This window comes from Streptomyces sp. CB01249, from assembly GCF_001905735.1.
GTDB lineage: Bacteria > Actinomycetota > Actinomycetes > Streptomycetales > Streptomycetaceae > Streptomyces.
Map to the genome: position 1 here is coordinate 65,037 of NZ_LISW01000008.1, position 23,498 is coordinate 88,534.

The 23,498-nt window shown below is 71.6% G+C and carries 20 protein-coding genes; 15 read left to right on the forward strand and 5 right to left on the reverse strand.

Annotated elements, in window-relative coordinates; translation table 11 throughout:
• Positions 1-20: 20 nt before the first annotated feature.
• Entirely contained in the window at positions 21-1,529 is a 1,509-nt protein-coding gene (gene araA / locus AMK18_RS28945) for an L-arabinose isomerase (protein WP_073865094.1), read from the forward strand.
• A gap of 35 nt (positions 1,530-1,564) precedes the next feature.
• On the forward strand, positions 1,565-2,278 hold the full coding sequence (gene araD, locus AMK18_RS28950; protein ID WP_073865254.1) for an L-ribulose-5-phosphate 4-epimerase AraD: 714 nt from the start codon (positions 1,565-1,567) through the stop codon (positions 2,276-2,278).
• A gap of 54 nt (positions 2,279-2,332) precedes the next feature.
• On the opposite strand, the gene AMK18_RS28955 is transcribed toward araD, so the two are convergent.
• A complete protein-coding gene (locus AMK18_RS28955) occupies positions 2,333-3,373 on the reverse strand; it encodes a LacI family DNA-binding transcriptional regulator (protein ID WP_073865095.1) in 1,041 nt (346 codons plus the stop codon).
• Between the two features lie 341 nt (positions 3,374-3,714).
• Between AMK18_RS28955 and AMK18_RS28960 the strand changes: the two genes are divergently transcribed.
• From AMK18_RS28960 to AMK18_RS28995, 8 genes are all read left to right on the forward strand, one after another.
• On the forward strand, positions 3,715-4,665 hold the full coding sequence (locus AMK18_RS28960) for an ABC transporter substrate-binding protein (protein WP_018105128.1): 951 nt from the start codon (positions 3,715-3,717) through the stop codon (positions 4,663-4,665).
• 68 nt (positions 4,666-4,733) lie between these two features.
• Complete coding sequence (locus tag AMK18_RS28965) at positions 4,734-6,281, forward strand: sugar ABC transporter ATP-binding protein (protein ID WP_073865096.1); 1,548 nt, start codon at positions 4,734-4,736, stop codon at positions 6,279-6,281.
• A complete protein-coding gene (locus AMK18_RS28970) occupies positions 6,278-7,285 on the forward strand; it encodes an ABC transporter permease (protein WP_018105130.1) in 1,008 nt (335 codons plus the stop codon). The genes AMK18_RS28965 and AMK18_RS28970 overlap by 4 nt, the downstream gene beginning before the upstream one ends.
• The gene (yjfF, locus tag AMK18_RS28975; protein ID WP_018105131.1) at positions 7,282-8,265 is read left to right on the forward strand and encodes a galactofuranose ABC transporter, permease protein YjfF; all 984 of its coding nucleotides are present in this window, start codon (positions 7,282-7,284) and stop codon (positions 8,263-8,265) included. Before AMK18_RS28970 ends, yjfF begins: the two co-directional genes overlap by 4 nt.
• Positions 8,266-8,363: 98 nt before the next feature.
• The gene (locus AMK18_RS28980; protein WP_073865097.1) at positions 8,364-11,189 is read left to right on the forward strand and encodes a beta-L-arabinofuranosidase domain-containing protein; all 2,826 of its coding nucleotides are present in this window, start codon (positions 8,364-8,366) and stop codon (positions 11,187-11,189) included.
• 234 nt (positions 11,190-11,423) lie between these two features.
• A complete protein-coding gene (locus AMK18_RS28985) occupies positions 11,424-13,064 on the forward strand; it encodes a SulP family inorganic anion transporter (protein ID WP_241836670.1) in 1,641 nt (546 codons plus the stop codon).
• Positions 13,061-13,486, forward strand: coding sequence for an ATP-binding protein (locus AMK18_RS28990; protein ID WP_073865099.1), 426 nt, complete (start codon positions 13,061-13,063; stop codon positions 13,484-13,486). The genes AMK18_RS28985 and AMK18_RS28990 overlap by 4 nt, the downstream gene beginning before the upstream one ends.
• A 140-nt stretch (positions 13,487-13,626) precedes the next feature.
• Complete coding sequence (locus tag AMK18_RS28995; RefSeq protein ID WP_051083960.1) at positions 13,627-14,007, forward strand: ArsR/SmtB family transcription factor; 381 nt, start codon at positions 13,627-13,629, stop codon at positions 14,005-14,007.
• Positions 14,008-14,024: 17 nt separating this feature from the next.
• Here AMK18_RS28995 and AMK18_RS34980 read toward each other — a convergent pair whose 3' ends face one another.
• The gene (locus tag AMK18_RS34980; RefSeq protein WP_018105136.1) at positions 14,025-14,171 is read right to left on the reverse strand and encodes a DUF6126 family protein; all 147 of its coding nucleotides are present in this window, start codon (positions 14,169-14,171) and stop codon (positions 14,025-14,027) included.
• A 75-nt stretch (positions 14,172-14,246) separates the two neighbouring features.
• On the reverse strand, positions 14,247-14,849 hold the full coding sequence (locus tag AMK18_RS29000; protein ID WP_073865100.1) for a TetR/AcrR family transcriptional regulator: 603 nt from the start codon (positions 14,847-14,849) through the stop codon (positions 14,247-14,249).
• A 175-nt stretch (positions 14,850-15,024) separates the two neighbouring features.
• Here AMK18_RS29000 and AMK18_RS29005 point away from each other — a divergent pair, with 175 nt between their 5' ends.
• From AMK18_RS29005 to AMK18_RS29025, 5 genes are all read left to right on the forward strand, one after another.
• Positions 15,025-15,951, forward strand: a complete 927-nt coding sequence (locus tag AMK18_RS29005; RefSeq protein ID WP_073865101.1) for an acetoacetate decarboxylase family protein — start codon at positions 15,025-15,027, stop codon at positions 15,949-15,951.
• 29 nt (positions 15,952-15,980) lie between these two features.
• Complete coding sequence (locus tag AMK18_RS29010; protein WP_073865102.1) at positions 15,981-17,576, forward strand: succinic semialdehyde dehydrogenase; 1,596 nt, start codon at positions 15,981-15,983, stop codon at positions 17,574-17,576.
• Positions 17,577-17,675: 99 nt separating this feature from the next.
• Positions 17,676-18,392 (forward strand): type 1 glutamine amidotransferase domain-containing protein, encoded by a 717-nt coding sequence (locus AMK18_RS29015; protein ID WP_073865103.1) that lies wholly within the window; start codon positions 17,676-17,678, stop codon positions 18,390-18,392.
• A 76-nt stretch (positions 18,393-18,468) separates the two neighbouring features.
• Positions 18,469-19,389, forward strand: coding sequence for an NAD-dependent epimerase/dehydratase family protein (locus AMK18_RS29020; protein WP_073865104.1), 921 nt, complete (start codon positions 18,469-18,471; stop codon positions 19,387-19,389).
• Between the two features lie 108 nt (positions 19,390-19,497).
• On the forward strand, positions 19,498-20,298 hold the full coding sequence (locus AMK18_RS29025) for an SAM-dependent methyltransferase (RefSeq protein ID WP_073865105.1): 801 nt from the start codon (positions 19,498-19,500) through the stop codon (positions 20,296-20,298).
• An 84-nt stretch (positions 20,299-20,382) separates the two neighbouring features.
• Here the strand turns inward: AMK18_RS29025 and AMK18_RS29030 are convergent, their stop codons facing one another.
• On the reverse strand, positions 20,383-22,761 hold the full coding sequence (locus AMK18_RS29030; RefSeq protein ID WP_073865106.1) for a glycoside hydrolase family 65 protein: 2,379 nt from the start codon (positions 22,759-22,761) through the stop codon (positions 20,383-20,385).
• Positions 22,758-23,498, reverse strand: a complete 741-nt coding sequence (locus AMK18_RS29035; protein ID WP_073865107.1) for a beta-phosphoglucomutase family hydrolase — start codon at positions 23,496-23,498, stop codon at positions 22,758-22,760. Before AMK18_RS29035 ends, AMK18_RS29030 begins: the two co-directional genes overlap by 4 nt.

The following is a 23,498-nucleotide window of genomic DNA, read 5'->3' on the forward strand; positions in this document are numbered from 1 at the left end:
CAACGAGGAGCACACCCGACATGACGCTCGCCCAGCCCGACCGCGAGATCTGGTTTCTCACCGGCAGCCAGGCCCTCTACGGCGACGAGACCCTGGCCCAGGTCGCCGACCAGTCACGCGTCATCCGCGACACCCTCGCGGACCAGCCGCAGATGACGGTGCGCGTGGTCTGGAAGCCCGTCCTCACCGACGCGGCCGCCATCCGCCGGGTCTGTCTCGACGCGAACGCCGACGACCGGTGCATCGGCCTCATCGCCTGGATGCACACCTTCTCCCCGGCCAAGATGTGGATCGCCGGCCTCGACGCGCTCAGCAAACCCCTGCTCCACCTGCACACCCAGGCCAACCGCCAACTGCCCTGGTCCACCATCGACATGGACTTCATGAACCTGAACCAGGCCGCCCACGGCGACCGCGAGTTCGGCTTCGTGCAGACCCGCCTCGGCGTCCCCCGCAAGACCGTCGCCGGCCATGTCACCACCCCCGAGGTGACCGACCGCATCGCCGGCTGGGCGCGCGCCGCCGTCGGCCGCGCCGAACTCGCCGGACTCAAACTCGCCCGGTTCGGCGACAACATGCGCGACGTCGCCGTGACCGAGGGCGACAAGGTGGAGGCCCAGCTGCGGTTCGGCGTCTCGGTCAACACCTACGGCGTCAACGACCTGGTCACCGCCGTCGACGCCGCCGACGAGGACACCGTCACCGCGCTCGTCAAGGAGTACCAGGACCTCTACGCCCTCGCCCCCGAGCTGCGGCCGGGCGGCGAACGCCACGACTCCCTGCGCTACGCCGCCCGCATCGAGGCAGGACTGCGCGCCTTCCTCACCGAGGGCGGGTTCCGCGCCTTCACCACGAACTTCGAGGACCTCGGCGGCCTGCGCCAGCTGCCCGGGCTCGCCGTCCAGCGCCTGATGGCCGACGGCTACGGCTTCGGCGGCGAGGGCGACTGGAAGACCTCCGTCCTGCTGCGCACCCTCAAGGCCATGGCGCACGGACGGCCCGGCGGCACCTCGTTCATGGAGGACTACACCTACGACCTCACGCCCGGCCAGGAGCTCATCCTCGGCGCCCACATGCTGGAGGTCTGCCCCTCGCTCACCACGGCGACCCCGAGCTGCGAGATCCACCCGCTCTCCATCGGCGGCCGGGAGGACCCGGTCCGGCTGGTCTTCGACGCGGCCCCCGGCCCCGCCGTCGTCATCGGGCTCGCAGACATGGGCGACCGCTTCCGGCTCGTCGCCAACCACATCGACGTCGTCACCCCGCCGGAGCCGCTGCCCGCACTGCCGGTCGCCCGCGCCGTGTGGCGGCCCAGCCCCGATCTGCGTACCTCCACCGAGGCATGGCTGACGGCCGGAGCACCGCACCACACCGTCCTCACCACCGCACTCGGCGGCGAGGAACTGGAAGACCTCGCCGAGATGCTGCGCACCGAACTCGCCGTCATCGACCGGGACACCACCATCCGGCGCTTCACCCGCGAACTGCGCTGGAACCAGGCGTACCACCGGCTGGCCCAGAGCCTGTGACCGCCACCGACACCCCCACCAGGACGGAGCCCCCCGTGGCCGGGACCGTATCGAACGAGCTGCGCCGAGAAGTGCTCGAAGCCAACCTCCGCATCCCCCTGGCCGGGCTCGCCACCCTCACCTGGGGCAACGTGAGCGGGGTCGACCGGGAGGCCGGTGTCTTCGTCATCAAGCCGTCCGGGGTCTCCTACGACGCGCTGGGCGCCGACGACCTCGTCGTCGTCTCGCTGGCCGACGGCAGCGTCGTGGAGGGCCGGCTGCGCCCGTCCACCGACACCGAGACGCACCGCAGCCTCTACCTGGCCTTCCCCTCGATCGGCGGGGTGACGCACACCCACTCCACCCACGCGGTCGCCTTCGCGCAGGCCAGACGCGCGATCCCGGTGCTCGGCACCACCCACGCCGACACCTTCAACGGGCCCGTCCCGGTCACCGCCGCGCTGACACCCGAGCAGTGCGCCGAGGACTACGAGTACAACACCGGGCAGGTCATCGTGGACCTCCTGGAGGGCGACGACACCCGGGCCGGGGAGGTGCCCGGCGCCCTGGTCGCCCATCACGGCCCGTTCACCTGGGGCGCCGACGCCACCAAGTCCCTGGAGCACGCCATCATCTGCGAGGCGGTCGCGGAGATGGCCCTGCACACCATCGCCCTGGGCACGGTGGAACCCCCGCAGCACCTGCTGGACCGCCACTTCACCCGCAAACACGGCCCGGACGCCTACTACGGCAACCCCGGAGCCGCGTGACACCACCGCACATCACACCCGCCCGGGCCCCGCACACCGTGTGCGGGGCCCGGCTCAGCGGCCGGCGGGCGGGCGCACGCTCTCGCGGCGGACGAGCTCCGGGGTGATGACGGGCTGCGCGCCCTTCGTCTCGGCGCCGTTGATCAGCCCGAGCAGGAGGTCGAGCGTCGTGGTGGCGACCGCGCCGAAGTCCTGGCGCACGGTGGTCAGCGGCGGCGAGTAGAACGCCGACTCGGGCACGTCGTCGAACCCGGCGATGCTCACCTGGTCCGGGACCGAACGCCCCCGCTCGGTCATGGCGCGCAGGGCGCCGAGCGCCTGGTGGTCGTTGGCCGCAAACACCGCGGTGACCTCCGGCATCCGGGCCAGCATCTGCCCCGCCCGGTACCCGGAGGCGGCGGACCAGTCGCCCGTGCTGACCGGGGGCACCTCAGCCCCGGCCTCCTGGAGCGCCCGGCGCCACCCGCGGATGCGGCCCGCCGCGTCGAACCAGTCCGGCGGGCCCGAGATGTGCCACACGGTCTCGTGGCCCGCCTCCAGCAGGTGTTTCGTGGCCTCGTACGCGCCCTGCTCCTGGTCGACGGCCACCATCGGCGCGCCGCGCTCGGGGTCGCCGTCGATGGTGACCAGGGGGACCTCGGCGGGCACCCCGGCCAGCGCGGCGTCGGCCGAGGCGGTGGGCGCGATGACCACGATCCCGGCCACGCGCTCGTCGCGGTGGCGCTCGACGGCGGCGGTGATCGAGGACTGCCCCAGCTCGGGCACCCGGTGCACGCTGACCGCGAAGCCCTGGCGGGCGGCGGCGATCTCGAACGCGGCCAGGAGCGAGGAGGGTCCGTACAGGGTGGAGTTCTGCGCGATCACGCCGATCAGCTGCGAGCGGCCCGTCACCAGGGCGCGCGCCGCGCGGTTGGGCCGGTAGCCGAGCTCCTTCACCGCCGCGAGCACCCGCAGCCGGGTCTGCTCGCGGACGTTGGGGTGGCTGTTGAGTACCCGGGACACCGTCTGATGCGACACGCCCGCGAGCCGTGCGACGTCGGTCATCGCCGGTTCCCGCACCACTGGACTCGTCACCGTGGCGTCCTCCACACCCATCTCCTCCTGACGGTGACCGCCCCGGCCCGGCGGTCCGCCGGCGGCCGCGAGTGATCCGCGTTGAACGTTCAATCTACGCCCCGGCCACGGTACGGCCCCCGCGGTGCGGGCTCCCACCGCCCCCGCCGAGGCCGGTTCCCGCCAGCCTTGGATCTCATAGTGAGCGCTAACAGTCTCGTTCACAACCGGTCCGCCGCGATGCCGAATTGTGGTTGCGCCAGGGGTTGACGCGGTAAATGTTAGCGCTCACTGTTGACGCCCGTGGCCCCCGATCGAAGCGGTCGACGGGCAGGGACGCACGGTTCACGATGGAGGACGACGCTGTGTTCAAGAGAATTGCCATGGCCGGCTGCGCACTGGCGCTGGCCGCACTGACGGCCTGCGGGAGCGGCGACGGCGGCGGCTCCAAGGGCTCCGGCGGCGACAAGCTGGTCATGGGCTTCGCCCAGGTGGGCGCGGAGAGCGGCTGGCGTACCGCCAACACCAAGTCGGTACGGGAGTCGGCGAAGAGCGCCGGGATCGAGCTGAAGTTCTCCGACGCGCAGCAGAAGCAGGAGAACCAGATCAAGGCCATCCGCTCCTACATCCAGCAGAAGGTCGACGTGATCGCCTTCAGCCCGGTCGTGGAGACCGGCTGGGACGCGGTCCTGCTGGAGGCCAAGCGCGCGAACATCCCGGTGATCCTGACCGACCGGGCCGTCGACTCCTCGGACACCTCGCTGTACAAGACGTTCCTCGGCTCCGACTTCGTCGAGGAGGGCCGCAAGGCCGGGAAGTGGCTGACCGAGAACACCGACGGTCCGGCCGAGGTCGCGGAGATCCAGGGCACCACCGGCGCCGCCCCGGCCATCGACCGGCAGAAGGGCTTCAAGGAGGCCATCGCCGGAAAGTCCGACATCAAGATCGTGGCCTCGCAGAGCGGTGACTTCACCCGGGCCGGCGGCAAGCAGGTCATGGAGGCACTGCTGAAGTCGCACCCCGACATCAACGTCGTGTACTCCCACAACGACGACATGGGCCTGGGCGCCATCGAGGCGATCAAGGCGGCCGGGAAGAAGCCCGGCACCGACATCAAGATCATCACCGTGGACGCGGTCAAGGCCGGGATGCAGGCCCTCGCGGACGGCGAGATCAATTACATCGTGGAGTGCAACCCCCTCCTCGGCGACCAGCTGATGGACCTGGCGAAGAAGGTCGTCAAGGGCGAGAAGGTCCCGGAGCGCGTGGTCACCGAGGAGACCGCCTTCACCTCGGAGCAGGCGGCCAAGGTCCTCAAGGACCGGAAGTACTGACAGGCGCCGCGGCCCCGCCACCGGCACGGGTGGCGGGGCCGGTCCCCCCCTTGACGAAAGCACGGGTCATGACCGATTCCTCAGCGGCCGGCGCCAGCCCGGTCGTCGACATGCGCGGTATCACCGTCGAGTTCGCCGGCGTCAAGGCGCTCGCGGGCGTCGACTTCCGCCTGTTCCCCGGTGAGGTGCACGCACTCATGGGTGAGAACGGCGCGGGCAAGTCCACCCTGATCAAGGCCCTCACCGGGGTCCACCGGCCGGCGGCCGGCACCATCCGGCTGCACGACGAGCCGGTCGAGTTCACCACCCCCGGCCAGGCGCAGGCCGCCGGGATCAGCACCGTCTACCAGGAGGTCAACCTCTGCCCCAACCTGTCGGTGGCGGAGAACATCCTGCTCGGCCACGAACCGCGCAGACTGGGCGCCATCGACGGCCGGGCCATGAGGGCCCGCGCCACCGGACTCCTGGCCCGGATCGGTCTGGCCATCGACCCCGGCTCCGTACTGAGCAGCCACTCCATCGCCGTGCAGCAGCTGGTGGCCATCGCCCGGGCGCTGGTGGTGGACGCCCGGGTGCTGGTCCTGGACGAGCCGACCTCCAGTCTCGACAGCGACGAGGTCGAGGAGCTGTTCCGCATCGTGCGCGTGCTGCGGGACGAGGGCGTGGCGATCCTGTTCGTCTCGCACTTCCTGGACCAGGTCTACGCGTTGTCGGACCGGATGACGGTGCTGCGCAACGGCACGCTGGTGGGGGAGTACCTGCCGAAGGACCTCGACCGCATGGCGCTGGTCTCGGCGATGCTGGGCCGTGAGCTCGGTGTGCTGTCCGAGGTGGAGCGCCGCTCGGAGGAACGGGCCCCGGGCAGCGCCCCGGTCCTGGTCGCCCGCGGCCTCGGCCGCTCCGGTGCGATCGAGCCGTTCGACCTGGACATCCACGAGGGCGAGGTCGTCGGTCTCGCCGGGCTGCTGGGGTCCGGCCGGACCGAACTCGCGCGGCTGCTGTGCGGCGCCGACCGCGCGGACCGAGGCACCCTCTCGGTCGGCGGCGAGACGGTACGGGCCCGGGGGCCGCGCTCCCTCATCGCCAAGGGGGTCGCCTTCTGCTCCGAGGACCGCAAGGCCGAGGGGGTCGTCGCCGATCTGAGCGTGCGCGACAACCTGGTCCTCGCCACCCAGGCGGCCCGGGGCTGGGCGCGGCCGGTGCCCCGGCGCACCGCCGAGGCGATGGTCGCCGAATACATCGAACGGCTGGACATCCGCCCGGCCGACCCCGAGGCCGTGATGGGCAACCTGTCGGGCGGCAATCAGCAGAAGGTGCTGCTCGCCCGGTGGCTGGTGACCCGGCCCCGGCTGCTCATCCTGGACGAGCCCACCCGGGGCATCGACGTCGGTGCCAAGGCACAGATTCAGAAGGTGGTCGCCGAACTGGCCGCCGAGGGCATGGCGGTGCTGTTCATCTCCGCCGAACTGGAGGAGGTGGTACGGGTGTCCGACCGGGTCGTGGTCCTGCGGGACCGGCACAAAGTGGCCGAACTGTCCGGCGGTGACGTCTCCGTGGACGCCGTCATGTCGGCCATCGCGGCCGACGCCCACACGGACGCGGCGGTGGCCTCATGATCCGCGGACGTCTGCTCTGGCCGCTCGCCGCCCTGGCCGGCCTGCTCCTGCTCAACGTCGTCTTCACCCACTCCTTCCTCGAACTGCGCATCCAGGACGGCCACTTGTACGGCAGCCTGGTGGACATCCTCCGCAACGGCGCCCCGACCATGCTCATCGCCGTGGGCATGACCCTGGTCATCGCCACCCGGGGCATCGACCTCTCCGTCGGCGCGGTCGCCGCGATCGCCGGTGCGATCGGCTGCACGTGGATCGCCGACGGCGGGGACGTGCCGACGGCCCTCCTCCTCGCCCTGGCCGTATCCGTGCTGCTCGGCCTGTGGAACGGCTTCCTGGTCTCCGTCCTCGGCATCCAGCCGATCATCGCGACCCTCGTCCTGATGACGGCCGGGCGCGGCGGCGCGATGCTGCTCACGGAAGGCCAGATCGTCACCGTCGACAGCTCCGCGTACCGGCAGATCGGCGCGGGCTTCCTCGTCCTGCCGATCGCGATCCTGATCAGCCTCGCGGTCCTCGGCGGCGTCGCCCTGCTGACCCGTCGCACCGCGCTCGGCATGCTGATCGAGGCGGTGGGTGCCAACCCCGAGGCCAGCAAGCTCGCCGGGGTCCGCTCGCGCACGATCACCTGGACCGTGTACGTCTTCGCCGCGTTCTGCGCCGGTGTGGCCGGGCTGATGATCAGCTCCAACGTCAGCGCCGCCGACGCCAACAACGCCGGTCTGTGGATCGAGATGGACGCCATCCTCGCGGTCGTCATCGGCGGCACCTCGCTCGCCGGCGGCCGCTACTCCCTGGGCGGCACCCTCGTCGGCGCGCTCGTCATTCAGACGCTGACGACGACCGTCTACTCCATCGGTGTGCCCACCAACGTCACCCTGCTGTTCAAGGCGGTCGTGGTGATCACCGTATGCCTGCTCCAGTCCCCGCGCACGGCGCGCGTCATCGGCGGCCGGCGCAAGCCCCCCGTCACCGCACCCCGATCCGAGAAGGTGGCCGCCGGATGAGCACTTCGGCCCTCGCGTCCGTACGACCGCGCCTGCCCCAGCGCTTCCTGCCCGTCGTCGCCACCGTCGTGGTGTTCGCGGTGACCTTCGGCATCGGCTCGGTGCGCTACCAGGACTTCGCCTCCGGCCAGGTCGTCGCGAACCTCTTCATCGACAACGCCTTCCTCATCGTGCTGGCCGTCGGCATGACCTTCGTCATCCTCACCGGCGGCATCGACCTCTCCGTGGGTGCCGTCGCCGCACTGTCCACCATGATCGCCGCGTCCACCCTCAGGGCGGGCTGGCCGGTGCTGCTCTCCGTCCTCGCCGTCCTCGTCTCCGGGACCGTCCTCGGCCTGCTGATGGGCCTGGTCATCCACTACTTCGACGTACAGCCGTTCATCGTCACGCTGGCGGGCATGTTCCTGGCCCGGGGACTCTGCTTCCTCATCAGCGTCGAGTCGGTGTCCATCACCAACACGTCCTTCCGCGACTTCGCCACCGGCACCGTCGTGCTGCCCGGCGACGTCACGCTCACCTACAGCGTGCTCGTCGCGCTGGCCGTGGTGGCGGCGGCGGTGTACGTCCTCCACCTCACCCGCTTCGGCCGCACGGTGTACGCGGTCGGCGGCAGCGAGACCTCGGCGCGGCTGATGGGCCTGCCCACCACGCGGGCCAAGGTCGGCGTCTACGCGGTGAGCGGCTTCTGCTCCGCCCTGGGCGGCCTGCTGTTCGCGCTGTACATGCTCTCCGGCTACGGGCTGCACGCCGTCGGCATGGAGCTGGACGTCATCGCCGCCGTGGTCATCGGCGGCACCCTGCTGGCCGGCGGGGTGGGCTATGTGGCCGGTTCCACGGCGGGCGTCCTGGTCCTCGGCACCGTACAGGCGCTGATCTCCTTCGAGGGCACCCTCAGTTCCTGGTGGACCAAGATCGTCATCGGCGCCCTCCTGCTGGCCTTCATCGTCCTCCAGCGTCTCATCGTGCGGCAGCCCCGGTAACCGGGCCGACCCGCACACACCTCCGTGAACGCCGAGGAACAGCGCACCCGCCCTACCGGACCACCCCCACCCGACGACGAGTCGAGGAGCGCACACCCATGAGCCCAGCACTCTCCCGGCGCACCCTGCTGCAAGCCGCGGTGTTCACGGCGGCCGCACCCGCCATCGGAATCGCCCTCCCGCCACCGGCGGCCGCCGCATCCCGCGCGGCGGCCGCCCCGGCCCTCCCCGCGCCGTCCACCTGGACGGTCCGCCCCTTCGCTCTCCAGGACGTCACCCTCGGACCCGGACTCTTCGCCGCCAAGCGGCAGTTGATGCTCGACCACGCCCGCGGCTACGACGTGAACCGGCTGCTCCAGGTCTTCCGCGCCAACGCCGGACTGGCGACCGGGGACGCCGTCGCACCCGGCGGCTGGGAGGGGCTGGACGGCGAGGCCAACGGCAACCTGCGCGGCCACTACACCGGCCACTTCCTCACCATGCTCTCCCAGGCGTACGCGAGCACCGGAGACCCCGCGTACGCGGACAGGATCCGGCACATGGTTGGTGTGCTGAACGACGTACGCGAGGCGCTGCGCCACGAGCCGCGCATGCTCGCCGTCCCCGGGAAGTTCGGCACCGGGCAGGACAACGTACGCGGCTCCTACCAGTACGTGGACCTGCCCGACACCGTCCTGGGCACCGCGACCGCGTTCACCCTCTCCGCCTGGATCCGGCCCACGCACGCGGACGACTGGGCCCGGGTCGCCGACTTCGGCAACGACACCACCCGCTACCTCTACCTCGCGGCCCGCGACGCGAACGGCGTCCCCCGGTTCGCCGTCACGACCGGCGGACCCGGCGGCGAACAGGCGCTCACCGGGAGCGCCCCGCTGCCCCTGAACCAGTGGAGCCACCTCGCCGTCACGATCGGCGGCAACACCGGCACCCTGTACGTCAACGGCACGGCCGTCGCCCGCAACACCTCGATGAGCCTCACCCCGGCGGCCCTCGGCGTGCTCGCCGACCACTGGCTCGGCCGCTCCCACTTCGCGTCCGACCCGGTGTTCGCCGGGGCCTTCGACGAGTTCAACCTCTGGTCCCGCGCGCTGACGGCGGCCGAGATCACCTCTCTCCAGTCCCGGCGCGCACCGGAGACCACCGCCGGGCGCGGCGACCTCGCCTCGTACGACTTCTTCGAGACGACCGGCGGGACGTTCACCGACGCCTCGGGCCGGGGTCTGCACGCGACCCTCCGCCGCACCTGGGGCGCCCCCAGTCACCCGGGCTTCCTCGCCGCCTACCCGGAGACCCAGTTCATCGAGCTGGAATCGATGACCAGCGGCGACTACACCCGCGTATGGGCTCCGTACTACACCGCCCACAAGATCCTCCGGGGTCTGCTGGACGCCCACCTCGCCCTGGGTGACGCACGCGCACTCGACCTCGCCTCCGGTCTCTGCGACTGGATGCACTCCCGGCTCTCCAAGCTGCCGGCGGCCACGCTGCAACGGATGTGGGGCATCTTCTCCAGCGGCGAGTTCGGCGGGATCGTCGAGGCGATCGTGGATGTGCACACCCTCACCGGCAAGGCTGAACACCTCGCGCTGGCCAGGCTGTTCGACCTGGACCGGCTCATCGACGCCTGCGCCGCCGACACCGACGTCCTCGACGGCCTGCACGCCAACCAGCACATCCCGATCTTCACCGGCTACGCCCGGCTGTACGACGCCACCGGCCAGGACCGCTACCTCACCGCCGCGAAGAACTTCTGGGACATGGTCATCCCGCACCGCATGTACGGCATCGGCGGCACGAGCCAGGGGGAGTTCTGGAAGGCACGCGACGTCATCGCCGGAACCATCGGCGCCACGACCGCCGAGACGTGCTGCGCGTACAACCTCCTCAAACTGAGCCGCACCCTGTTCTTCCACGACCAGAACCCGAAGTACATGGACTACTACGAGCGCGCTCTGTACAACCAGATCCTGGGCTCGAAAGAGGACCGGGCCGACGCCGAGAAGCCGCTCGTCACCTACCTCATCGGTCTGTCACCCGGCCATGTCCGCGACTACACCCCCAAGCAGGGCACCACCTGCTGCGAAGGCACCGGCATGGAGAGCGCCACCAAATACCAGGACTCCGTCTACTTCGCCCGGGCCGACGGCAAGGCCCTCTACGTCAACCTCTACAGCGCCTCCACGCTCACCTGGGCGGAGCGCGGCGTCACCGTCACCCAGACCACCGACTACCCGCGCGAACAGGGCACGACCCTCACCCTCGGCGGCTCCACCGCCGCCTTCGACCTCAGACTGCGGGTGCCCGCCTGGGCCACCGCCGGATTCCGGGTCACCGTCAACGGCGCCACCGCCGGCGGCGCACCCACCCCCGGCAGCTACCTCACCGTCAGCCGCACCTGGACCGCCGGTGACGTCGTCAAGGTGACGATCCCCTTCCGGCTCCGGGTGGAGAAGGCCCTCGACGACCCCACCCTCCAGACCCTCTTCCACGGCCCCGTCAACCTGGTGGGCCGCCACTCCTCGACTACGTACCTGCCGGTCGGGCTGTACCGCAACGCCGCGCTCTCCGGCGACCTGCTCCCGTCCCTCGCCCCGGTGCCGGGCAAACCCCTGCACCACACGCTGGACGGCGTCGAGTTCGCCCCCTTCCACGAGGGCACCACCGACCCGACCCACGCCTACGTCCGCCGCACCGAACCCCGCCTGGTCTTCGGCGGCACCGACTCGGGCGTCGCCAACCCGGCCCGCGCGGACGGCACCACACTGCTGGACGAGATCTGGTCGGCGGCGCCGTTCGCGTCCAAGGACGCCCTGGTGAACCGGGTGCGGACCACGGTGGACGGCTGGGTCTCCGCCGGGCTGCTCGGCCGGGAGGACGGCCGGAAGGCGCTGACCACCGCGCAGAACGCCACGTACGTGCCCTGACGGCGCCACGGGCCCGCAGGCCGGAGGGAGCATTCAACGAATTGCAATAATCTGCAATTACATACATCCTTAGGTGCTGTGCGGGCGGGCGACCGTCCGCACAGCCCTGGCGCGCGCGGGCCACCGGGGGACCAGGCCCGAGGAGGGGACGTGCTCGTTCCGCTGTACCCCGCTCTCCTCGGCGCGGCCCGCCGGGTGCGCGGCGTCCTGCCCGCCCGCGCCGACTTCCGGCTGATGGCCCAGAACCCGCGCAGGGATCTCCTCGCCGGGCTGACCGTGGCGATCGTCGCCCTCCCGCTCGCCCTGGGATTCGGGGTGTCCTCGGGGCTCGGCGCGGAGGCCGGACTGGCCACGGCGGTGGTGGCCGGAGCCATGGCCGCGGTGTTCGGGGGCTCCAACCTCCAGGTGTCCGGGCCCACCGGCGCGATGACCGTGGTCCTCGTGCCGATCGTGGCGCGGTACGGGCCCGGCGGCGTCCTGACCGTCGGACTGATGGCCGGGGTCCTGCTCATCGGGCTGGCGCTGCTCCGGGCCGGGCGGTACATGCGCTATGTGCCCGCCCCGGTGGTCGAGGGCTTCACGCTCGGGATCGCCTGCGTGATCGGCCTGCAACAGGTACCCAACGCCCTCGGCGTCGCCGCTCCCGAGGGCGAGAAGGTGCTCCTGGTGGCGTGGCGCGCCGTGGAGTCGTTCGCCGCGACGCCCCACTGGACCGCGCCCGGGCTCTCCCTGGGCGTCGCCGCGCTGATGCTGGCGGGAGCCCGGTGGCGGCCCGCGATCCCGTTCTCCATCGTCGCGGTCGTCGCCGCCACCCTGGTCGCACAGCTCTGTCACCTGGACACGGCCCCCATCGGAGAGCTGCCCGCCGGGCTCCCCGCGCCCTCCCTCGCCTTCCTCGCCCCGTCCTCCTTCGGTGCGCTGATCGCTCCGGCCGTGGCCGTCGCCGCACTGGCCGCGCTGGAGTCCCTGCTGTCGGCGACGGTGGCCGACGGCATGACGGTGGGTCAGCGGCACGACCCCGACAGGGAACTGTTCGGGCAGGGCGTGGCCAACCTCGCCGCCCCGCTCTTCGGTGGCGTCCCGGCGACGGCCGCCATCGCCCGTACCGCGGTCAACGTCCGCACCGGGGCCTCCTCGCGGCTCGCCGCCCTCAGTCACGCCGCCGTCCTCGCGGTCATCGTGTTCGCCGCGTCCCCGCTGGTGTCGAAGATCCCCCTCGCCGCGCTCGCGGGCGTCCTGCTCGCGACCGCGGTCCGCATGGTCGAGGTCGGCGCGCTGCGCGCCATGGCCCGGGCCACCCGCTCCGACGCCGTCGTCCTGGTGCTGACCGCGTCGGCGACGCTGGTGCTCGACCTGGTGTACGCGGTGATCATCGGGCTCGTCGTCGCGGGCGCCCTCGCCCTGCGCGCCGTCGCGCTGCAGGCCGGTCTCGAACGCGTCGACCTCCGCGCGGATCTCCCCGGCGAGCACGGCGACGAGGAGCACGCGCTGCTCGCCGAGCACATCGTCGCGTACCGGATCGACGGCCCGCTGTTCTTCGCGGCCGCCCACCGCTTCCTCCTCGAACTCTCCGAGGTGTCGGACGTCCGGGTCGTCATCCTGCGCATGTCGCGCGTGACGACGATGGACGCGACCGGCGCCCTCGTGCTGAAGGACGCGGTGGAGAAGCTGAACCGGCGCGGCATCGTCGTCATGACCTCCGGCATCCGCCCCGGCCAGCGTCAGGCGCTGCGGTCCGTGGGGGCGCTCGACCTCCTGAGCCACGAGGGCCGCGCCTACGCGACCACCCCGGAGGCCATCGCCGGTGCACGCCGCCACCTCGAACGGGCCGGGCTGCTGCCGGCCCCGCACCACCCCGGGAAGGCGCTGCGATGACGGGCGTACCACCGCAGGCGCTGTCCTTCCGGCACGTCCTCACCCTGCCCGCGATGGGTTCGGCGGTACGGGTGGCCCGCGAGACGGCCGAAGAGGTGCTGGTCGAGTGCGGGGTCGGCCTGCGCCACCCGAGCACCGGGCGGGCCCTGCTGATCCTCTCGGAGCTCGTCACCAACGCGGTCCGGCACGCCGCCGCGCTGACCCCCGCGATCACGGTCACCTACGCCCACGGCCCCGGCGTCTTCGCGTTCGGCGTCCACGACCGGCACCCCTACCGGCCCCCGCTCGTCGGCGCGGCCGTCGCGCCCGGCAGCGGACTCGCCACGGTGGTCGAGACGACGGCCGAGCTGGGCGGCACCGCTGTCACGCGCGGCGACGCGGACGCGGGCGGCAAGTGCATCTGGATCACCCTCCCGCTGTGAAGGGCCCCGGCCCCGGACCGGTGTCCCGGCGGGTGGCCGCGGGCTCCGGAAGTTGCAGGAATCTGCAATTGTGGAGGTCGAACACTGTGCAGAACCGGGGCGGAGACGCCGCCCGGCACGAGGAGCGTGGGGTGGACGAGGTGCGCGGTACAGGCGCGACGGGCAACGCGGGCGAACCCGGCGGTACGCAGGCACCCCTCTACCAGCTCAAGGCCGAGTTCTTCAAAACCCTCGGCCACCCGACCCGCATCCGCGTCCTGGAGCTGCTGAGCGAGCGTGAGCACGCCGTCGCGGAAATGCTCGCCGAGGTGGGCATCGAGGCGGCCAGCCTGTCCCAGCAGCTCGCCGTGCTCCGCAAGGCCAACCTCGTCCTCACCCGCCGTGAGGGCTCCAACGTGTACTACCGGCTGGCCAGCCCCGACCTCGCCGAACTCCTGCGCGTTGCCCGGGGCATCCTCTCCGGCGTCCTCCAGGGCCAGGCCCAGCTGCTGGCCGACCTGCACGCCACCCGCCCCCGGTAACCACCGCCGCGAGCGCGCTACTTCTGGGCGTGCTGGCCCACGTAGAAGAGCACCCACACGAAGCCCGCGAACAGGTGGGTCCCGAAGATGTAGAAGAAGGCGCGCAGCGCGACGCCCTTCTCCAGCCACCGCTCGTGCTCGTCCGCCGCCGTTTTCTCCGTCATGGGCCGCCCGTCTCCGCTCCACCCGATGTTACATATGCGAATCTAGCCAATTGCATAACATTGCAAGTGTAGAGGTTAGTCCCCCTTGATCGCCGCCCCGAGCGCGGGGGAGGCCGTGAACAGGGCCCGGACGGCGGCGGTGACCTGCGCGGTGACCACTTCGGGGGTGGAGGCGTCCAGCTTGCCGTCCAGGTGCAGGAACGCCAGCCCGTGGACCAGGGCCCACACCGTGGTCGACAGGGCCTCCGGGTCCACGTCGGGGAAGGCCGCGCGCACGATGTCGCGCACGTACGCGGAGATGGCGGCCGTCGCGGCGACCCGCTCCTCGCTGGACGGGTCGCACGGCTCGGCGAACATCGCCCGGAACATGGCCGGATGCTCCAGGGCGAACCGCACATAGGCGACGGCGACCGCCGCCATGCCGTCCGGGGTCGAGGGTGCGGGGTCGGCGGCCGCCAGGGCCTCGGCGAGTTCGCGGTACCCCTCGGCGGCGACCGCGGAGACGAGCGCCTCGCGGTCCGCGTAATGGCGGTAGGGGGCCGTGGGCGAGACGCCGGCCCGGCGGGCGACCGCGCGCATGGACAAGGCCGCGCTGCCGTCCTCCTCCAGCAGTTCGCGGGCCGCCCGCAGGCAGGCGGCGCGCAGATCGCCGTGATGGTACGTGCCGTTCTGGGCCATGGGTCCCACCCGCTCTTCCGGTGCCGCGCAATCGATGTAAATGGTGCATACATCCTAGGTGATCGGTGCGCGCGAGGGGGGTGTCGAAGGGTGCGCCCGCTCGATTGTTGACGGTGCTTACATCGGGCCGTACAGTCATGTGTACACCGCTTACATGAGAGTGAGGCGCACCGTCATGGCTCCGTCCGCCCCGCAGCAGGACACCGTCGCGGTCGATCTGGGAGGCCGCGAGGTCCGTGTTCCCCAGGGCGGCCTGTACGACAGGTACCGGATGAACCCCGACCTGGACGTGATCGCCCGGGACCCCCGCGTCAGCGGCGTCGACTTCTTCCGGGCGCTCCCCAAGGTCCGGGTCGACTCACCGGTCGGGCCCACGCTCACCCCGAACTTCTACTACGCGCTCTCGACCGCCCGGATCACCATGGCGGCGCCCTCCCGCGCGATCCGCGCCCGGCTGCCCGAGGAACTGGCGCCGCTGGAGATCGTGCCCGGCCTCGGCCTCGTCTCGGTGATGTTCTTCCGGTACGACGTGTGTGACATCGACTTCTATACCGAGGCCGCCGTGGGGATCGCCGTGAAGCCCGCGCGCCACGGCGGGCTCGGGTTCTTCGACCTCGTCTCCGGCCTGAAGAACGAGAGCCTGGACTCGTACGTCCTGTCCCTGCCGGTGAGTTCGGACATCGCCCAGGTCCGCGGCCACGACGGCTACGGCTTCCCCAAGTGGGTGACCGGCCTCGACGTCGCCGTCGACCGGACCCGGACGACCGCGCGCGTGGCCAACGCGTCCGGCGGGACGGACCTGTCCCTCGTCGCGGACACCCCGGCCCAGCAGGCGTACCCCAGCGGCGAGCGGGTCGGCTCGCTGACCTCGTACACGACGATCGGCGGCGCCTGGCACGCCACGCTCAACCAGACCAACGTGCTGAGCGCCGGAACGACGTGCCGCACCCGCGGCATCGGCCTCCGGCTCGGCGAGGGCCGGATGTCCGACGACCTGCGGTCGCTGAGGCCCGGGCGGATCATCCAGCTCGACGTGATGACCGAGGGCCAGGCCGCCCTGCACATGCCGGTCCCCACCTCGGTCCGCAGCCGGACCAGGTGACCGGACCCCGCGACAAAGGAGCCCCCGCCATGGCCACCGCACACGCCCGCCCCACGACCGCCCGCGGCCCCCGCCTCCCCGCGTCCCTCACCCCGGCCGTCCTCCGGCGCCTCGCCGGCCGCGTCTCGGCGGCGCCCGACGCCGCGCGGGTCACCACCAGCGCCCCCTACACCGGCGTCCCCCTCGCCGACCTGCCCGTCTCCACGCCCGCGGACGTCGAGGGCGCCTTCGCCCGCGCCCGGACCGCGCAGAGGGCCTGGGCCGCGACCCCGCTCGCCGAGCGCCGGAAGATCCTGCTGCGCTACCACGACCTGGTCCTGGCCCGGCAGGACGAAGTCCTCGACCTGATGCAGGCCGAGAACGGCAAGACCCGCCGCGACGCCTTCCTGGAAGTCGTGGACATCGGCATCGTCTCCCGCTACTACGCCCGCAACGCGGCCAGGTACCTCGCCCCCCGACGCCGGCGCGGCGCGATCCCGCTGCTCACCCACACCACCGAGGTCCGCCACCCCAAGGGCGTCGTCGCGGTGATCTCGCCCTGGAACTACCCGCTGAGCATGGCCGCGAGCGACACCCTCGCCGCTCTGACGGCCGGGAACGCGGTCGTCCAGAAGCCCGACACCCAGACCGCGCTCACGGCCCTCTGGTCGATGGAGCTCATGTACGAGGCCGGGCTGCCGGAGGGCGTCTGGCAGATGGTGATCGGCCGCGGCAGCTCCATCGGCGGCGCGCTGATGGACAACGCCGACTACATGATGTTCACCGGCTCCACCGCCACCGGGCGCGAGATCGCGAGCGACGCCGGAAAGCGCCTGATCGGCGCCTCCCTGGAGCTCGGCGGTAAGAACCCGATGATCGTCCTGGAGGACGCCGACATCGAGAAGGCGGCGGAGGGAGCCGTCGCGGCGTGCTTCCCCTCCGCCGGACAGCTGTGCGTCTCCGTCGAGCGCCTGTACGTGGCCGAGTCGGTCCGGGACGCGTTCGTCGCCGCGTTCACCGCCCGCACCAAGCGGCTCCGTATCGGCGCCGCGTACGACTACGGCGTGGACGTCGGCAGTCTCACCACGCCCGCCCAGCTGAAGACCGTCACCGAGCACGTCGGCGACGCCGTGGCCAAGGGCGCCACCGTCCTGGCCGGAGGCAGGGCGCGCCCGGATCTCGGCCCGCTCTTCTACGAGCCGACGATCCTCACGGGCGTCACCCCGGACATGACCCTGCACGCCCAGGAGACCTTCGGTCCGGTCGTCTCCGTCCACTCCTTCCGCGACGTGGACGACGCCGTGGAGCAGGCGAACGCCACCGCGTACGGCCTCAACGCGAGCGTCTGGTCGCGCGACGGCAGGCGCGGCCGGGCCGTCGCCGCCCGCGTCCACGCCGGGACCGTCAACGTCAACGAGGCGTTCGCGGCCGCCTGGGGAAGCGTCGACGCCCCCATGGGTGGCATGGGGGACTCCGGACTCGGCCGCCGCCACGGAGCCGAGGGCATCCTCAAGTACACCGAACCCCAGACCATCGCCCACCAGCGCGTCCTGGGCTTCACCCCGCCCCGCCGTGTAGCGCCCGAGACCTGGGCCGCCGTCCTGACCGGAGGGCTCAAGGCCCTCAAGGCGCTCGGTGTGCGCTAGGCCGGGCCCCATGGCGCCGCTCCGGCCCGGGGCAGATCATGGTTTCGTACCGATTCCAATGCATATCAGAGGAAATTCCGAGGCAGCAGGAGGCCCGTCGTGACCAGGGTGTTGTTCGTCGTGTCCGCGGCAGACCGCTGGACCCTGCGGGACGGGGAGGTGCATCCGTCGGGGTTCTGGGGCGAGGAGCTCGCGATGCCGCACAAGATCTTCTCCCGGGCCGGGTGGGAGATCACCCTCGCGACCCCGGGCGGGAAGGTCCCGACCCTGGACCGGCTGAGCATGTCCAGGACGGCCGGGCGCCCCTCGAAGCTCCGCGAGGTCGCCGCCTATCTGGAGTTCATCCGGGGCGAGTTGCACAACCCTCGGAATCTCGGCGACATCGATCCGGACGACTTCGACGTCGTGTTCTACCCCGGCGGGCACGGCCCCATGGAGGACCTGGCGGTCGATCCCGTCTCCGGTGCGCTGCTGACCCGGGTGCTCGCGTCCGGGAAACCGCTGGCGCTGCTGTGCCACGCACCGGCGGCGGCGTTCGCGGCGAGGAACGAGGACGGATCCTGGCCATTCGCGGGCTACCGGATGACGGGCCTGTCGAACCTGGAGGAAAAGTTCAACAGCTTCGGCCGCAAGGCCCTCTGGCTGCTGGAGGACCGGCTGAAGGAGAGCGGGGCCACGTACTCCAAGGCCCTCCTGCCGCTGCGCCCGTACGTGGTGGTCGACCGCAACCTCTACACGGGCCAGAACCCCCCGTCCTCCGAGCGCCTCGCGGAACGCCTCGTCGCCGACGTCGGAGCGGCGACGAGCACCGGCTAGCCCGCACCGCGCAACGACCACCGGCGGCCCGTGACGGGCCCCGGGCTTCGAGAGACAAGAAAGAGTGACACTTCCCATGCACGCAGTCCTGGGCGCCAACGGACCGATCGGCGAGGAGCTCACCCGCGAGCTGTACCGCACCTTCACACGGGACATCCGGCTGGTCAGCCGCAAACCCGCGAAGATCCACGACACCGATCAGCTCGTCGCCGCCGACCTCACGGACCCCGGGGCCACCGACCGCGCCGTCGAGGGCAGCGAGGTCGCCTACCTCACCGTGGGCCTGCCAATGGATTCCGCGCTGTGGGAGCGGCAGTTCCCCGCGATGATGCGCAACGTCATCGACTCCTGCGCGAAGTACGGCACCAAGCTCGTGTTCTTCGACAACACCTACATGTATCCCGGGACCACCACCCCGCAGACCGAGACGACCGGCTTCGAGCCCAACGGCCGCAAGGGCCGGGTGCGCGCGCAGATCGCCACGACGCTGCTGGACGCGATGGCCGAGAAGTCCGTCGAGGCCGTCATCTGCCGGGCGCCCGAGTTCTACGGCCCCGGCAGGACCAAGAGCCTGACCAACTCGCTCGTCTTCGACCGGATCAAGGCGGGGAAGCGGCCGCTCGTCCCCGTCGGCGCGCACACGGCCCGCTCGCTCATCTGGACGCCGGACGCGAGCCGCGCCATGGCCCTGATCGGCAACACCCCGGACGCCTACGGCCAGACCTGGCACCTGCCCGTGGACCCGGACCGCCCGACCTACGCCGAGCTGGTCCGGCTGGCCGGAGAGATCACCGGCCGCCGCCTCCGGTACACGGTGCTGCCCGAAGCCCTCTTCCGTATCGGCGGCCGCTTCGTCGGCCAACTGGGCGAGGTGCGGGAGCTGTTGCCGCGCTACCGGGGCGACAACATCTTCGACACCACGAAGTTCACCACCCGCTTCCCCGGCTTTCCCGTCACCTCCTACCGCGAGGGGATCACCGAGATCCTGCGCGCCTGAAGGGAGTTGTCCCACTTCGGGCTGGTGCGGATGTGGCCCGTGGGGAAGCATGGGGCCCGCGTGGCACGGAGTCGCCCGTGCCACCGTCGTACGACGTGAAGAGGGCCGATGACTGACGGGCAGGGCACCCAGGTGGCGGTGGACGGAATCGACACGAGCACACCGCATTCGGCGCGCGTGTGGAACTACTGGCTGGGCGGCAAGGACAACTACGAGGTGGACCGCCGGCTCGGCGCCATGATGGAGGAGTCGTACCCCCAGATCATCGAGATAGCGCGCGCCTCCCGGGCGTTCCAGGCGCGGGCCGTCCGCTATCTGGCCGCCGAGGCGGGCGTCCGGCAGTTCCTGGACCTCGGCACCGGCCTGCCGACGGCCAACGCCACCCACGAGGTCGCCCAGGGCGTCGATCCGGCGGCACGCATCGTGTACGTGGACAACGACCCGATCGTCCTCGCCCACGCCCGGGCCCTGCTGACGAGCAGGCCCGAGGGGGCCACGGACTACGTGCACGCGGACCTGAGGGACGCGGAGACGGTCCTGCGCGCGGCGGCCCGCACCCTGGACCTCAGCCGCCCGGTGGCCGTGATGCTGCTCTCGACGCTGGGACACGTGGCGGAGGCGGACGACGCCGCGGCCCTGCTCCGCGGCTACCTGGACGCGCTGCCCGCCGGCAGCCATCTGATGCTCTGCGACACCATCGAGACCCCGGAGACCCGGGCCGCGTCCGACGACTACGCCGACGGCGGCGCCATGCCGTACATCTCGCGGCCCAAGGAGATCGTCGCGGCGTTCGCGGACGGGCTCGAACTGGTGGAGCCGGGCTTCGGCTCGATCAGCCTCTGGCGCCCCGAGGAGCCGTTCACCGGAGAGCCGGTCGACCAGTGGGGCTTCGTGGCCGCCAAGCCGTAACCGCCCCGGCCCGGGGTGGCGGGTACGGGCCGGGGCCCCGCGCCGCTCGGGCGGCTGTCCGGGAGCCCGGCCCGTACCCCCGGCTCACCCCTGCTCGGGGCCCGGCCGGTCGGTGGCGCCCGGGCTGCGGTGCAGGGGCTGTTCGGGCGTGGGCCGCCGCTCCGGCGGGGCGATCGCGAGGGTGACGGGCCCCTCACCGTCCACGTGCGCCTCCGTGCCGTGGTGGTGGATCGTCAGGGGATCGCCGAGCAGCAGCGAGTACGTCGCCTTGTCGGGCCCGATCTCCACCTGGAGGCAGCGGCCGCGGAACTGGAGCCGGAAGGCCAGGCGACTGAACTTCTCGGGCAGCCGGGGCGCGAAGCGCAGGCTGTCGCCGTCCCGGCGGGTGCCACCGAATCCGGCGACCAGCGCCATCCACGTACCGGCCAGCGAAGCGATGTGCAGTCCGTCGCGGGTGTTGTGCTCCAGGTCGGCCAGGTCCATCAGCGCGGCCTCGGCGGTGTAGTCGTACGCCAGCCGCAGATGTCCGGTACGGGCGGCGACGACGGCCTGGCAGCACGCCGACAGAGAGGAGTCCCGTACGGTCAGCGGCTCGTAGTAGGCGAAGTTCGCGGCCAGTTGGTCGTCGTCGCAGTGGGCGTCGAACCAGGTGCCGCAGGTGTACATCGCCAGTACGAGGTCCGACTGCTTGATCACCTGCTTGCGGTAGAGGTCGAAGTAGGGGAAGTGCAGCATCAGCGGGTACTGGTCGGCACGGGTGTTCGCGAAGTCCCAGCGCTGGTGGTGGGTGAAACCGGCGTGCTGCTCATGCACGCCGATCTCCTCGTTGTAGGGGATGTGCACGGCCTCGGCGGCGTCCCGCCAGGCGGCGCTCTCCTCCTCGTTCACACCCAGCCGGGACGCCTCCTCCGGGTGGCGTTCGCACACGTCGGCCGCGGCGAGGAGATTGGAGCGGGCCATGAGGTTGGTGTACGTGTTGTCGTCCACGACGGCGCTGTACTCGTCCGGCCCCGTGACGCCGTCGATGTGGAACACACCGTGCGGGTCGTGATGGCCCAGCGAACGCCACAACCGCGCCGTTTCCACCAGGAGTTCCAGCACGGTTTCGCGCTCGAAGGCGGTGTCGCCGGTCACCGCCGCGTGCCGCACCGCGGCGTGCGCGATGTCCGCGGCCACATGGAAGGCGGCGGTACCGGCCGGCCAGTACGCGGAGCCCTCCGAGCCGTCGATGGTCCGCCACGGGAACGCGGCACCGCGCAGCCCGAGCTGGGTGGCCCGGTCCCGGGCGGCGGGCAGGGTGGCCTGCCGCCAGCGCAGCGCCTCGGCGACCGCCTTGGGCTCGGTGTAGGAGAGGAGGGGCAGCACGAACATCTCGGTGTCCCAGAAGGCGTGGCCGTCGTACCCGGAACCGGTCAGCCCCTTGGCCGGGATCGCCCGTTGCTCGGCGCGGGCACCGGCCTGGAGCACATGGAAGAGGGCGAAGCGGACGGCCTGCTGGATCTCCTCGTCGCCGTGCACCTCGACGTCGGCACGGGCCCAGAAGTCATCGAGGTAGGCCCGCTGCTGGGCCACCAGCCCGTCCCAGCCGCCATGGGCGGCGGCAGCCAGTGCGGCCTCGACCTGATCGCTCATCGCGGGCCGGGAACGGGCCCCCGACCAGCCGTGGGCGACGGTCTTCTGCACCCGCAGCCGCTGTCCCGGCTCCAGGACGGAGGTGACGGTCAGGCGGGCGACGTCCGGGTTGCTCTCGCTGCTGGTGGTGATCTCCCCGGGGGCCTCCACGACGTGGTCGGCGGCCACGGCGACCCTGAGGCCGCTGTGCCGGGTGCGGTGGACCAGCCGCAGCCGCGACCCGACGGCCTGGTCCTCCTCCGGCTCCAGCGGGGACTGCAAGGCCTTGGCCGTCCGGGGGTCGCCGTCGGACGAGGGCAGGCTCTCGTTGGTGACCAGCTCCGACTGGATGACGACCCTGGTCCGGCTGTCGACGGGCTCCACCTCGTACTGCACGGCGGCGATGGCGCGCTGGGTGAGGGAGACGAGGCGGGTGGAACGCACCCGGACGGTCGTACCGGCCGGGGAGGTCCACTCGCAACTGCGCTCCAGCACCCCGCGCTTGAAGTCCAGGGTGCGTTCGTGCTTGCGGAGCCGCCCGTAGCGCAGGTCGAACGGCTCGTCGTCCACCAGCAGCCGCAGCAGCTTGCCGTTGGTGACGTTGATGACGGTCTGGCCCGACTCGGGGTAGCCGTAGCCCGCCTCGGCGTAGGGCAGCGGGTGCAGTTCGTACACCCCGTTGAGGTAGCTGCCGGGCAGGCCGTGCGGTTCGCCCTCGTCGAGGTTGCCTCGCCAGCCCACATGCCCGTTGGACAGGGCGAAGACGGATTCGCTCTGCGCCAGGAGATCGAGGTCGAGCGCCGTCTCACGCACGCGCCAGGGCTCCACGGTGTACGTCCGGTTGGTGATCACGCGCTGCCTCCGAGCTCGGCGAGGTCCTTGACGACACGGTCGGCGCCGTGGGCGTACAGCGCGTCGGTCTGCCCGACCCGGTCGACGCCGACGACGAACCCGAAGTGCCCCGACCTGCCCGCGTCCATGCCGGCGAGCGCGTCCTCGAAGACGGCGGCCCGGGACGGTTCGATCCCGAGGTCCCGGGCGGCGGCCAGGAAGGTGTCGGGGTGCGGTTTGCCCGGCAGCTTCCGTTCCCGGGCCACCACCCCGTCGATGCGTACGTCGAACAGCCGCTCGGCGTCGATGGAGTGCAGGACGTCGCGGGTGTTGGCGCTGGAGGAGACGATCGCGGTGGCGAGCCCGGCGGCGCGGACCGCGTCGATGTAGCGCAGCGTGCCCTCGTACGGCTCCACACCGTCGGTACGGATCTTCTCCAGGAGGAGCTCGTTCTTGCGGTTGCCGACCCCGTTGACACTCCGCGTGTCCGGTGGATCGTCGGGGGTGCCCTCGGGCAGTTCGATGCCCCGGGAGGCGAGGAAGGAGCGGACGCCGTCGGCCCGGGGGCGGCCGTCGACGTACTCGTCGTAGTCCGCATCGGTGAAGGGGCGGAAGTCCGCTCCGTCACGCTCGCGCAGGAAGGCGTCGAAGGTCGCCTTCCAGGCGGCGGCGTGCACCACCGCCGTCCTGGTGACCACTCCGTCGAGATCGAAGAGACAGGCCTGGATGCCTTCGGGAAGTCCGAGCTGTGTCGTCAT